General features: G+C 64.6%; 12 protein-coding genes. 7 read left to right on the top strand and 5 right to left on the bottom strand.

Going from position 1 to position 13,238, the window contains the following annotated elements:
- The 5 genes from AC1DWT_RS44625 to AC1DWT_RS44605 all read right to left on the bottom strand — a co-directional run.
- Positions 1–831: D-2-hydroxyacid dehydrogenase (locus AC1DWT_RS44625; RefSeq protein ID WP_477925725.1), on the bottom strand; the 831-nt coding region annotated here is incomplete at its 3' end.
- Complete coding sequence (locus AC1DWT_RS44620) at positions 828–1,922, bottom strand: tartrate dehydrogenase (protein WP_477925724.1); 1,095 nt, start codon at positions 1,920–1,922, stop codon at positions 828–830. The genes AC1DWT_RS44620 and AC1DWT_RS44625, both read right to left, overlap by 4 nt.
- On the bottom strand, positions 1,919–3,457 hold the full coding sequence (locus AC1DWT_RS44615; RefSeq protein ID WP_072937545.1) for an aldehyde dehydrogenase family protein: 1,539 nt from the start codon (positions 3,455–3,457) through the stop codon (positions 1,919–1,921). The genes AC1DWT_RS44620 and AC1DWT_RS44615 overlap by 4 nt, the downstream gene beginning before the upstream one ends.
- A gap of 17 nt (positions 3,458–3,474) precedes the next feature.
- The gene (locus AC1DWT_RS44610) at positions 3,475–4,752 is read right to left on the bottom strand and encodes an NAD(P)/FAD-dependent oxidoreductase (protein WP_477925723.1); all 1,278 of its coding nucleotides are present in this window, start codon (positions 4,750–4,752) and stop codon (positions 3,475–3,477) included.
- A 26-nt stretch (positions 4,753–4,778) separates the two neighbouring features.
- A complete protein-coding gene (locus tag AC1DWT_RS44605) occupies positions 4,779–5,453 on the bottom strand; it encodes a haloacid dehalogenase type II (protein ID WP_072937547.1) in 675 nt (224 codons plus the stop codon).
- A 394-nt stretch (positions 5,454–5,847) separates the two neighbouring features.
- On the opposite strand from AC1DWT_RS44605, the gene AC1DWT_RS44600 reads away from it, so the two are divergent.
- From AC1DWT_RS44600 to AC1DWT_RS44570, 7 genes are all read left to right on the top strand, one after another.
- Entirely contained in the window at positions 5,848–6,765 is a 918-nt protein-coding gene (locus tag AC1DWT_RS44600) for an ABC transporter substrate-binding protein (RefSeq protein ID WP_072937548.1), read from the top strand.
- 8 nt (positions 6,766–6,773) lie between these two features.
- Positions 6,774–7,688: an amino acid ABC transporter permease gene (locus AC1DWT_RS44595; protein WP_477925722.1), complete on the top strand. Its 915-nt coding sequence runs from the start codon at positions 6,774–6,776 to the stop codon at positions 7,686–7,688.
- Positions 7,685–8,452, top strand: a complete 768-nt coding sequence (locus AC1DWT_RS44590) for an amino acid ABC transporter ATP-binding protein (protein ID WP_072937550.1) — start codon at positions 7,685–7,687, stop codon at positions 8,450–8,452. Before AC1DWT_RS44595 ends, AC1DWT_RS44590 begins: the two co-directional genes overlap by 4 nt.
- A gap of 5 nt (positions 8,453–8,457) precedes the next feature.
- A complete protein-coding gene (solA, locus tag AC1DWT_RS44585) occupies positions 8,458–9,651 on the top strand; it encodes an N-methyl-L-tryptophan oxidase (RefSeq protein WP_477925721.1) in 1,194 nt (397 codons plus the stop codon).
- A gap of 124 nt (positions 9,652–9,775) precedes the next feature.
- Entirely contained in the window at positions 9,776–11,029 is a 1,254-nt protein-coding gene (locus AC1DWT_RS44580) for an aspartate aminotransferase family protein (RefSeq protein WP_477925720.1), read from the top strand.
- 83 nt (positions 11,030–11,112) lie between these two features.
- Positions 11,113–12,567 (top strand): NAD-dependent succinate-semialdehyde dehydrogenase, encoded by a 1,455-nt coding sequence (locus AC1DWT_RS44575; RefSeq protein ID WP_477925719.1) that lies wholly within the window; start codon positions 11,113–11,115, stop codon positions 12,565–12,567.
- Positions 12,568–12,604: 37 nt separating this feature from the next.
- A partial coding sequence (locus AC1DWT_RS44570) for a GntR family transcriptional regulator (protein ID WP_477925718.1) occupies positions 12,605–13,238 on the top strand: 634 nt, incomplete at its 3' end.

The raw sequence follows: 13,238 nt of genomic DNA, 5'->3' as shown, positions 1-13,238 counted from the left end.
GTCCATGCCCCACAGGATGTGTCCGTCGGGCAGAGGTTCGGGATCCACGACGTCGAGGGCGGCACCGGCAATCGAGCCGGACGCCAATGCGTCCGTCAGGGCTGTGGTGTCGACGAGTTCCCCGCGCCCGACGTTGATCAGGCGTGCGGTCGGTGACATCGCAGCGAGCACGTCGGCGCTGACCAAACCCCTGGTCTCGGCGGTCAGCGGGGCTGCCAGCACGAGGTAGTCGTAGTCACCGACAATCCGGGTCAGGTCTTTCGAGGAGTGAATCTGATGGAAATCGTCGTCACCGGACCGGTGGGTGCGGCCGGCGCCGCTGACCTCCATGCCCACGGCACGGAAGAGGCGGGCGATTTCGCGGCCGATGGAGCCGGTGCCGACCACCAGCGCGGACTGTCCCTGGATCTTGCGGGTGACCCGGTGTTGCCAGCGGTGTTGCTGCTGTAGCCGGAAAGAGGTCTGCGCATCCTTGGCCATATCCAGGACGAATCCGAGCGCGAACTCTGCGATGGCCCGGCTCAGAACGCCTCGGGAGTTGGTATAGACGATGTCGCTGCCGATCAGTTCGTCGAACAGGAGTTGACTCACCCCCGCAGCCGAGACATGGACCCACTGCACGGACTTGGCGGCACCCCAGTTCTCGCGTAGCGCCGGTGAGAACGAGTGCCACTGGTACAGCACGTCCGCGCCGTCGAGGGCCTCGGCGAGACCGTCGGCTGTGGTCAGTCGAACGTTGGCGATCTCCTGGATCTCCGCCAACCGGGGCGGCAGGGCCTGCCGGTAGAGGACCGTGACGACCGGCCGGGTGCGCTGCGCTGCCGTGGTCATGACACCGGTGATGGCGTGGGGTCCGCCTGGTTCGCGGCGAGGGCATCGATGGCGGACAGGACCGCGGCCGTGAACTCGGCCGTCGACGACGTTCCACCGACGTCGCGGGTGCCGAAGCCCTCGCGCAGGGCCGACTCGAACGCGGCCTGCAGGTGGTCGGCGGCCTCGGGGTGGCCGAGGTGTTCGAGCATCATCGCCCCCGACCAGATCTGTCCCACCGGGTTGGCCAGGCCTTTGCCGGCGATGTCCGGGGCCGACCCGTGCACCGGTTCGAACAGGGACGGGAAGTCGCCCTCCGGGTTCAGGTTGGCGCTGGGCGCCAACCCGATGGAGCCGGTGACGGAGCTTCCGAGATCCGAAAGAATGTCACCGAACAGGTTAGAGGCGACGATGACGTCGAAGGTCCAGGGCCGCAGGACCAGATGCGCCGCCAGCGCGTCCACGAGCTCGCTGGTCAGGCTGACCTCGGGGTAGAGACGAGCCGTGTCCTCCACGACTTCATCCCAGAACGRCATGGTGTGCACGATGCCGTTGCTCTTGGTCGCCGACGTCAGGTGTCCCCGCCGGGAGGCTGCAAGACCGGCGGCGTAACGCGTGACCCGGGTAACCCCGAGTCGGGTGAAGATGGTTTCCTGCACCGCGCTCTCGTGCGGCAGTCCTCGGTACATTCGGCCGCCGACCTCCGAATATTCTCCTTCGTTGTTTTCCCGGACGATGAGCAGATCGATGGGGTCCTTGGCCGCCAGCGGTGAGGTGACACCGTCCAAGGTTTTCACCGGCCGGAGATTGATGTACTGCTGGAATTCCCGGCGGATGGGGATCAACAGGCCCCACAGTGATTCGGCGTCCGACACCTCGGGGGAACCCACCGCTCCCAGGAAGATCGCGTGGTGCGCGGCAAGCTGCTCGAGGCCGTCGACGGGCATCATCCGGCCGTGCTGGAGGTAGTATTCCGACCCCCAGTCGAAGTACGTGAACTCCAGGTCGAGCGAGTGCACCTCCGCGATCCGGTCGAGGCAGGCGATGGCCGCCGGGACCACCTCTTTCCCGATGCCGTCGCCGGCGATGACCGCGATCTTGTGTGTGCTCATGGTGTGGTCCGCTCTGGCAGGCCGCCCAGCAGTTGCCGGGGTGCCCCCGATTCTCCGAGGTTGACGATGGTGTTCTTGGGTTCGGTCATCGCGTGGACGGCGTACCGCACGCCTTCGCGGCCGACGCCGGATTTCTTGAAGCCGCCGAACGGCATCGAATCGATGCGGATGTCGCTGGTCTCGTTGATGACCACGGCGCCGACGTGCAGGTTCTCGGCCATGGCCAAGGCCAGATCCATCGACTGTGTGAAGATTCCTGCCTGGAGGCCGTACTCGGAGTCGTTGGCGGCGTGGACGGCGTCGGAGACCTCGACGAACGGGATGAGGGTCACGACCGGGCCGAACACTTCGTCGCGGAGCACCCGGCACTGCGCCGGCACATCGGTCAGGACGGTGGGTTCGTAGAAGGCGCCCTGCCGCTGCCCGCCCGCGTGGACCGACGCCCCCGCGGCGAGGGCCTCGTCCACCCAGTCCTCGACGCGCCGGGCCTCGTCCTCGGAAATCAGTGGTCCGACGTCGGTGCGGCGGTCGAACTTCGGCCCCGTCCGCAGCGCCTGCGTGCCGCGAGTGACCTCCTCGAGGACCCGCTCGAAGAGCGAGGTCTGCACGTACACGCGTTGAACCGAGAGGCAGTTCTGCCCGGCGACCCCGAAGGCTCCGGCGACGATCGCCTCGGCGGCGGCGGCCGGGTCGGCGTCGGCGCAGACGATCGTGGCATTGTTGCCGCCGAGTTCGGAGAGGATCTTCTTGGCCCCGGCGGCGGCGGCGATCCTTTCGGCGGTCCGGGGTCCGCCGGTGAAGGAGATCAGGTCGATCTGCTCGTCGGTGACCAGCGCCTCGGCCACACCGGGGCCGCTGACGATGGCCCCGATCCGGCCCGACGGCACTCCCGCCTCGAGTAGCAGCTGAACCAGTGCCAGCCCGCTCAGCGGGGTCCGCTCGGAGGGCTTGAGGACCACCCCGTTGCCGGCGATCAGGGCCGGGCCCAGCTTGTGCGCGACCAGGTTCAGGGGATCGTTGAACGGTGTGATGGCCGCGACGATGCCCACCGGTTTCCGGCTGTACCAACCGATCTTGTGCCCGGAGGCGAGGCTGTCCTCGAAGTCCAGGGTGGATCCGGACAGTTCGGTCGACGCGGCAGCCGAGAGCCGCAATGTCTCGATGCAGCGGCGGACCTCACGCTCGGCCTCGGTGATGGTCTTGCTGCTTTCGGCGGCGATGATGGTGGCGAACCGCGCGGACTGCTCGCCCAGCAGCAGAGCTGCCTTCTCGAGCGCCTGTCGGCGCGAACGCAGCGGCCACGGCTCGATCTGCAGGTGGCGGTGGATGTGGGTGATCGCGCGCCGCACGTCCTGCGCCGTCGAGGTGCACACCCGGCCGACCAGCGTCCCATCCTGGGGATCGCGCACGTCCAGCGTCAGGTCGGCGGATTGCCATTGGCCTTCGACGAACGCACCTCCGGGCAGAACCGGGGTCTCTGACCGACGGGCCTCTGGTTCCGGGCGCGCGTCAACGACAATTGTGGATGAGAGCATGAGGTTGCCTACCCTGCCTATTTGATGCGGTCGATGATCTTCGCGGCGCCACCGATGATCGGCAGGAACCACGGGGGCCCGAAATGCCCGGGAACGGGGGGATTCTTCAGGTCTTCCCAGACGTTCGCGGTCTTGTCRCCGCCCATGTAGGCGACCATCTTCTTGCCCATGTGCGCCGCCATCTGGACACCGTGTCCGCTGTAGCAGAGCGAATAGAACACACCGTCATGGATGCCGGCGTGGACCATCTGATCCATGGACAGATCGACCAGTCCACCCCAGGTGTAGTCCACCTTGACGTTGGACAGGTACGGGAACAGCTCGATCATGGCCTGGCGCAGGATCTTGCCGCTCTTGACATCCGAATCCGGGCTGGAGAGCGCGAAGCGGGCCCGGCCGCCGAACAGCAGCCGGTTGTCCGGGGTGATGCGGAAGTAGTAGGTCAGCATCTTGCTGTCCGAGGACTGTCGCCGGTTCGGCAGGATGCGGTCGACCACCTCGTCCGGCAGCGGTTCGGTGACGATGATGAAACTGCCCACCGGGATCACGCGCCGCTGCAGCCACGACGTCACCGCGCCCGTGTAGCCACTGGTGGCCACCAGCACCTGCTTCGCTCGCACGACGCCGCGGGTGGTGTGCACATCGTGCACGGTTCCCGAGACCTTGTGCAGTTCGGTGACCGCGGCGTTTTCACACACGACTGCGCCCGCGGCAACGGCCGCCCCGGCCAGGCCGTGCGCGAACTTCCCGACGTGCAGTCCTGCTCCCAGCGGATCGAGCATCGCTCCGTGATAAAAATCGGAACCGATTTCGCTGTGAATCTCGGACTTCGGGATGGTGATCACGTCGTAGTCGGCCAGGGCGGCCAGCTGCTCCTGCGATTTCAGCATTCCCTCGTAGTGGGAGGGATGAAAGGCCAGCGACAGTTTCCCGAACCGCTGGAAGTCGCACTCGATGCCGTAGTTGTGCACCAATTTTTCGATGGTGTCGATGGCATCGTTGTACTCGCGGAACATTTCCACGGCACGGGTACCCCCGTAGCGCTTCACCGCGGTGTTGAAGCCGATCGCCAATCCCGTGGTCGCCATCCCGCCGTTGCGGCCGGATGCGCCCCAACCGACCGTATGCCGTTCGAGGACAGCAACGCTCGCTCCTTGGTTGGCGAACTCGACGGCCGCGGAGAGCCCGGTGAATCCGGCGCCGATGACGGCGACATCGACCTCGTCGGGCACCGGCGTCCGGCGGTAGTCGCCGGAGGGCTCAGCAGTATCGAGCCAATAGGGGATGAGTTTCACGATTGACCTTTCGCCTTGCCCGCGGATCAGAGACCGAGGAGTTTGTTGAGCTCGTCGAGAGAATCGACGGTGGTGTAGTCGTAGCCCGCGGTGATGGGGTCGTAGCCACGGTCCAGCAACACCAGGTTCCGGAAGCCCATGTCGTGCATGGGCATCATGTCGTACCGTGTGTGCGAGGAGACGTGGAGGAAGTCCTCCGGCTTGGCGTTCAGGGTGTCAAGCATGTACTCGAACGCCTGGTAGCGCGGCTTGTAGGCCTGGGCCTGCTCGGCGGTGTAGACGGCGTGGAAGTCTGCACCGAGCTTCGGAACGCTGATGTCCAGGAAGCTGTCGTCTGCGTTGGACAGGATCACCAGCTTGTAGTTCTCGCCCATGAGCTTCAGCGGAGTCGGCACGTCCTCGTGGGCAACCCAGCCGCGTACTGCCTCGGCGAACTGTGCGCCGGCGCCTTCGGTCGGCCCGATGCCCCACCGCTTGCACACCCGGTCGAAGGAATCCTGAAGGATCTGCTCGTAGGGCTTGTAGTCGCCGCAGACCTCGTCGTACCGGTACCCGCGGAATACCTTCTTGAACGCGGGCCACTGCTCTTCAGGGAGACGGCCCGCGAGCAGCCGGCGGGTGGTGGGATCGATGTCGAAGTTGATGAGCGTGCCGTAGCAGTCGAAGGAGACGTACTTCGGCCGGAAAGTCTTGTCTGCCATGGTTATCCGTTTCAGTGAAGGGGAAGCAGTGGCTGATGCGGGAACCACTGCCGTCCCCGGGTGAAGGCGGAGATGCGGGCGGTCGTCGCCGCCTTTGCGCAGGACTCCGCTGCCTGCTAGAACGACCCTAAGCCGCCAAATTGTCAATTGTCAACAGTTTGCTATCGGCGTAGGGTGATGCACTGCACCGCCGGAATCGATTGTGAAGAACGTCGCTGTTAACTGTCGACAATCTGGGGTGGAAGTGGTTGGATAAGTCCTATCCGGAAGTGCAGATGCCCCCACGCACACGCCCCGCGACCTGCGGCGACGGGATACGCACCCGGCCGGGAGTCTGAGAACCCGCGATCCGTTCAGCGCACCCTCTTCCGCTGAAATCATTCGAAGGAAACCCATGAAGACAAGAACAAGAGTCCAAGCCGCAGCGGTCGGCGTCGCCCTCCTGGTGGCCCTGAGCGCGTGCAGCACCGCCGACAGCGACGGGGCCGCGGGCTCGACGTCGAATACGGCCGATATCTCCGAGGGCGTACAGGCGGACCCCGCCGCGGTCGCCCTGCTGCCCGCCTCATACAAGGACAAGGGCGAACTGACGGTGGCGATGGACCTCCACTACCCGCCCACCACCTTCCTTGCCGACGACAGCAGCACCCCGATCGGCCTCAACCCGGACGTGGCCCGCCTGGTGGCCAAGAAGCTCGGACTCGGGCTGAAGTTCGTCAACACCAGTTTCGACACCATCATTCCCGGCATCGAGGGTGACCGATTCGACTTCACCGCCACCTCCATGTCCCCCACGCCCGACCGGCTCAAGGTGCTGGACATGATCGACTACTTCAACGGCGGGGTTTCCGTGGCCGTTGCCGCCGGAAACCCACTGGGCCTGAGCAATGACAACCTGTGCGGCAAGAACATTGCCGTGACGAAGGGCTCGAACGCGCAGCTCAAGCACCTGCCCAACATCTCCGAATGGACGTGCGTGTCCCAAGGAAAGCCGGCGATCAATGGCATCACCCTCCCCAACGTCCAGGAGGCGCTGACCCAGCTGTCCTCCAAGCGGGTCGACGGCGTCTTCTACGACACCCCCGCCCTGGTATGGGCACAAACGCAGCAGCCCAACGCGATCACCGTCCTCACTCCCCAGGTCGACACGCGTTCGGAGCACATCGTCACCGTCGCCCTCAAGAAGGGATCACCGCTGACCCCCGCACTGCAGGCGGCCGTTCAATCCGTCCTGAACAGCCCCGAATACCAAGAGTCGCTCTCCAACTGGGGTCTCACCGCCGGAAGCATCACCGACGCCAAGCTCAACTAGGAGAGACCATGGTGCAACTGACTACGCACGGAAGTAACCCGACGATGAACGGAATGGATCCCGCCCTCAAACCGAGGCTCCGGCGGCGAAGTGTGTTCGAGTACGCGGCCTGGGCGGTGTGCATCCTGCTCGCCCTGGGCCTCGTCGTTTCCGTCTCGACCAATCCCAACTTCCAGTGGGACGTGGTCGCCAAATACTTCACCAATGAGTCGATCCTGCGCGGGCTGGTACTGACGATCTACTTGACGGTCGCCAGCATGGTCCTCGGAACGCTGTTGGGGCTGATTCTGGCGATCATGCGGTCCTCGAGCATCAAACCGGTTGCCGCAACGGCAGGGGTATACATCACCTTCTTCCGTGGCACCCCGGTGCTGGTGCAGCTGATTTTCTGGTTCAACATCGCCGCGCTGTATCCGAACCTGTCGATCGGCGGCACGGATATCGACGTCAATGCCCTGATCACCCCGATCACGGCCGCGGTCGTCGGCCTGACGCTCAATCAGGCGGCGTACATGGCGGAGATCATCCGCGGAGGGTTCTCCTCGGTGGGCAAGGGGCAGATCGAGGCCGCCGACTCTCTCGGTATGAGCAGCGCGATGAAGATGCGCAAGGTCATCATTCCCCAGGCGATGCCCTCGATCATTCCGGCGACCGGAAACCAGGTCATCGGAATGTTCAAGGAGACCTCCCTGGTCAGCGTGCTGGGCGTCGCCGAGCTGCTCCAAAGCGCACAGCTGATCTACGCGCGCACCTACGAGACCATCCCGCTCCTGATCGTCGCCAGCCTGTGGTACCTGGTGATGACCCTCATTCTGAGCTACCCGCAATCCCAGCTCGAGAAGAAATACTCCCGTTCGACTTCCAGGCTTCCCCGGAAAGCGAAGAAGGTTGTGCTGACAGACCCGGAAGGTATTGCACGATGACTTGCGACGGTACGGTTCACGGCCGTGGGATCCGTAAATCCTTCGGCTCCAAGACAGTTCTGCAGAACATCGATCTCGACATCGCCAGCGGTGAGATCTGCTGCATCATCGGCCCCAGCGGATCCGGAAAATCGACCCTGCTGCGCTGCGTCAACGGCCTCGAGACGGTCGATCTGGGAGTGTTGAAGGTCAACGGAGAGCACTTCGGCTACTACGAAACCGACACCGCATTCCACGCCCTGAGCCGCAAACGCCTCGCCGAACAACGCACCAAGGTCGGCATCGTCTTCCAGCAGTTCAACCTGTTTCCCAACATGACTGCCCGGGACAACATCATGGCCGGCCCCGTACTGGTCAAGCACGGTGACAAGCAGCAGGCATCCGAGCAGGCGCAGCAACTGCTGGCGAGCGTCGGACTGAGCGGGTTCGGCGGCCACTATCCCGCGCAGCTGTCCGGAGGCCAGCAACAGCGCGTGGCCATCGCGCGGGCGTTGGCCATGGATCCGCAGATCATGCTGTTCGACGAGCCGACCAGCGCCCTCGACCCCGAAAAGGTCGGTGAAGTCCTCGCCGTCATGAAGGACCTGGCACAAAAAGGCATGACCATGATCGTGGTCACCCACGAGATGGGCTTCGCACGCGAGGTAGCGGACACCCTACTGTTCATGGACGAAGGCTGCATCGTCGAACGCGGAGACGCCCGCGAGGTCCTCGCCCACCCGAAGGAACGACGGACCCAGGCCTTCCTGGAAAGGGTGCTCTGACCACGATGGACGGACAACTAGCCGTCATCGGACTGGGCAGCATCGGAAGCATGGCATTGTGGCAGGCTTCCCGCTCCTCGGGCTCGGTGGTCGGATTCGAAGCACAATCGCCGGGCCATGCCCGCAGCGCCGTCGGCGGTGACACCCGCCTGTTCCGCATGCTGTATCGAGGGACGCCCAGCTACTACCCCATCCTCGAACGCTCCCGCCGCCTCTGGGCCGAGCTCGAGGCCGACTCAGGTCAGCATGTCCTGACGCGCTGCGGCGGATTGTCCATCGGAACGGTAGACGGCCCCTACCTTCCGCACCTGCTCGACACCACCCGGATCAACGGGGCCGACCACGAAATCTTGAGCCGCGAACAGATGGCCGAGCGGTACCCACAGCACAACCTCCGGCCGGACGACCACGCGGTGTTCGACCCCCATGCAGGCGCCCTGCGGACCGACCGTGCGGTCACCGCGGCGGTGGCCGCCGCACAGGCGAACGGGGCAACAGTCCTGACCAACACCCCGATCGACGACATCCGGGAAACCGACGACGGCGTGCTCGTCACCGCCGGCCACAATTCCTGGACGTTCGAGAAAGTCATCGTCTCCTCGGGCGGCTGGTCCCGGCGCCTGATGCCCGATTACCTGAAGGCGGTCACCGAAACACGGCGAATCTTCCTGTCCTGGTTCGTGGCCCGGGACGCCTCCGAATTCTCCCCGGACAGGTTCCCGATCTTCATCCGCATCTCCGGGGAGCGCTCCATGTACGGGGCCCCCAGCGTCGACGGGGTAACCGTCAAGGCCACCCTGGACGGTCGCGGAGCCCCCACACCACAGGCCGATACCGTGCCCCGGGACCTCACGGCAGACGAAATCGCCGAGACCACCGAGACAGTCACCGAATTCCTGCCCGGCCTCTTCCCCAACATCGTCCGCTCCGATGCCTTTCCGGATCTCTTCACCGCGGACAAGCACTCCCTTCTCGGGCCCCTACGGGAGAACAGCAGGATCTACTGCGCCACCGGATTCTCCGGCGCCGGCTTCAAGATGGCGTCCGGCTTCGGTGAGATCGCCGCCGGCGAAGCCCTGGGCACCCGAACCTTTGAAGGGCTCGATTTCGTTCGGCCCCAACGCTTCCGGACAGCCCACGCACTCCAGGGCCAGGACGCTGCTGCCGACGCGCCCGGCGGCCGTCAGCACGCAAGCTAATGGCCCTACGTAAGCCACGCCCCGCGTGGCGAGGCCGGTGCCGCCTCGCCACGCCTCCGCGCCACACCCCAAACCCAGATTGCCGATTGTTGACAATTGACAATCCTTAGGAAAGTATCAAGCCATGGCAACTCTCAGCCCCGTCCTCAAGCAGGCCACCCCTGTCGTCGTCGACTACGCGGCCGGCAGTTGGGTGTACGCGACCGACGGCAAGAAGTACCTCGACTTCACCACCGGAATCGGTGTGACCAGCACCGGGCACTGCCACCCGGACGTCGTCGCCGCCGCCCGCGAACAGGTCGGCAAAATCGTTCATGCCCAGTACACGACGGTGATGCACAAGCCGCTGCTCGAGCTCACCGAGAAACTCGGCGACTTCCTGCCCGCCGGACTCGACAGTGTCTTCTACGCCACCTCCGGTTCCGAAGCGGTCGAGGCCTCGGTCCGTCTGGCACGTATGGCGACCGGACGACCCAACGTCATTTCCTTCCACGGCGGTTTCCACGGAAGGACGGTGGGTGCTGCCTCGCTGACCACCGCCGGCACCAAGTTCCGCTCCGGCTTCTCCCCACTGATGGGCGGGGTGCACGTTGCACCCTTCCCCCACACCTACCGATACGGCTGGGATGAAGAAACAGCGGTCGCCTTCGCCCTGACGGAACTCGATCACCTCCTGCAGACCATCAGCACCCCCGCCGATACCGCCGGCTTCATCATCGAACCCGTCCTCGGCGACGGCGGCTACATTCCCACCCCTGTCGCCTTCCTGCAGGGGTTGCGCGAACGTGCCGATCGGCACGGCATCGTGTTCATCGTCGACGAAGTCCAGGCGGGTGTCGGGCGCACCGGCAAGTTCTGGGGACACGACTGGGCCGGGATCCGGCCGGACGTCGTCATCACCGCGAAGGGCCTGGCCAGCGGTTTCCCCATCTCCGCGATCGCCGCCTCCACCGAACTGATGTCCAAGGCATGGCCGGGCTCCCAGGGTGGCACGTACGGTGGCAACGCCGTCGCCGCCGCCGCCGGCGTCGCCACCCTCGGCGTCATCGAACGCGAGAACCTGGTGTGGAACGCCCACCTTCGGGGCGAGGAGCTGCGCGCGGGCCTGGAGAGCCTCCACACCGACTTCGCCGGAATCGGGAACATCCGCGGCCACGGCCTGATGCAGGGCGTCGAATTCACCACGGCCGACAATGCCCCCGACGCGGCGCTGGCCCTGGCCGTGCAGCAGGCCGCCGTCACCGAAGAACTTCTCCTGCTGACCTGCGGTCCGTACGGGAACGTCATCCGCATCATCCCGGCGCTCAATGTCACCAGCGACGAAATCCAAAGCGGCCTGACCAAATTCACTCAGGCGCTGAAGACAGCCACCACCTAGACACCCATTTCCACGGGTTCCGTCGGCGACGAATCACCGTCCGTCACCGGCGGAACCCGTCCCTCGACCACCGAAAGTGTCCCATGAGCCCCTCCTTTGACCCCACCACCCTCCACACGGGCCTGTTCATCGACGGCGTCTGGCGGAAGGCCGCCAGCGCCACCACCTTCACCGTGGAAAACCCGGCAACACACGAAGTCATCGCCGAGGTCGCCGACGGCGGACTCGACGACGCCCTCGACGCCATCGCGGCAGCCGGAAGCGCACAGGCGACGTGGGCCACCTCCACCCCGCGCGAACGCGCGGACATCCTGCGCCGCGCCTTCGACCTGGTCAATGCCAACACCGACCGGCTCGCCGCCATCATCACCGCCGAGATGGGCAAACCTCTCGCCGAAGCCAAGGGCGAAGTCGCCTATGGCGCCGAGTTTCTTCGCTGGTTCTCCGAGGAGGCCACTCGTATCGGCGGAGACCACACCACCTCGGTCGACGGCAAGACCCGAATCCTGATCACCAAAGAGCCGGTGGGAACCTGTGTGCTGGTGACGCCGTGGAACTTCCCGCTGACCATGGGCATCCGCAAGATCGCCCCGGCGATTGCCGCCGGATGCACGATGGTATTCAAGCCCTCGGAACTGACACCCCTGACGTCCCTGGCCCTGGTCGACATCTTCCAGCAGGCCGGCCTGCCCGACGGTGTCCTCAACGTCGTCACGACCTCCAACGCCGCCGACGTCGTGGAGCCGTGGATGAGCAGCGGAATCGCGCGGAAGGTCAGCTTCACCGGGTCCACCGCGGTCGGCAAGATCCTGCTCCGCCACGCTGCGGAGAACGTCATGCGTTCCTCCATGGAGCTGGGAGGCAACGCCCCCTTCATCGTCCTGGCCGACGCAGACGTCGAGCGTGCCGTCGACGGCGCCATGATCGCCAAGATGCGGAACATGGGCGAGGCATGCACGGCCGCGAACCGCTTCTTCGTACACCGTTCCCTGGCAGAGGAATTCGGCGAGAAATTCGCCAAGAGAATGGCTGAGCTACAGGTAGGCAACGGCGCCCGGGAAGGAACCGAGGTCGGCCCCCTCATCGAACAGGCCGGCCGGGACAAGGTCGAAGACCTGGTCGCCGACGCCCTCGCCAAGGGCGCCCGTGTTCTGACCGGCGCCACTCGCCCACAGGGACCGGGGTACTTCTATACTCCCACTGTCCTGACGGACGTCCCCCTCGATGCGAAACTGATGACCACCGAGATCTTCGGCCCGGTCGCGGCGATCACCCCCTTCGACAGCGAGGACGAAGCGGTGCACCTGGCAAACGACACCGACTGGGGTCTTGTCGGGTATGTATTCACCGAAAACGTCGACACGGCCATGCGCTTTTCCTCCGCGCTGGAAGTGGGAATGGTCGGCCTCAATACGGGACTCGTGTCGAATCCGGTAGCACCGTTCGGCGGTGTCAAGCAGTCCGGACTGGGACGCGAAGGCAGCAAGATCGGAATCGATGAATACCTCGAGTACAAGTACACCGCAATGGCGCGTTAGATCGCTTTGCGCCAATGAATGAGATAAGGGAAATTCCATGGAGACCCCGGAGGGACTGCTTGTATTAGAGGGACGACCCACGGCACAATTGATTGCCGATCATCTACGGGAACAGATTATTCAAGGGGTCTTCCGACCCGGTCAGCAGATCAACGAATCCGTCCTGGCAGGCCACCTGCACACGTCCAGGGGACCAGTCCGCGAAGCACTCCAGCGGCTGGCCCAGGAGGGAATACTCGTCAGTTTGCGGAACCGCGGCGTCTTCGTTCCGGAGCTGTCGATCGACGACATCAAAGAGATCTATGCCGTCCGCGAGGCGGTGGAATCAGCTTCCGCAAATATCCTCCTGACCGCCGGACAAGAAGATATCAACCGCACCTGCCAATTCCTGAAAGAGACCCTGACAGAAATGGCGGCGCAGGTTGATATGTCGGACTGGCAAGCGCTCACCCGACTGGACATGAAATTCCACACCTCATTTGTCGAAGGGACAGGAAACTCGCGCTTGATCCGGATTTATGACACTCTCGTAGCCGAATCGAGGATGTGCATTCTCAACCTTCGAGTCTCTTATCCTCGCGTGGACGTGCTGGTCCAGGAACACCAAAATCTCCTGGACTTGCTGGAAGCCGGCGACACCGAAGGACTCCAGCAGGCCATCAGTCGTCACA

This window comes from Rhodococcus sp. P4_B6 (assembly GCF_056402215.1).
This window is presented reverse-complemented; position numbering and strand designations above follow the sequence as displayed.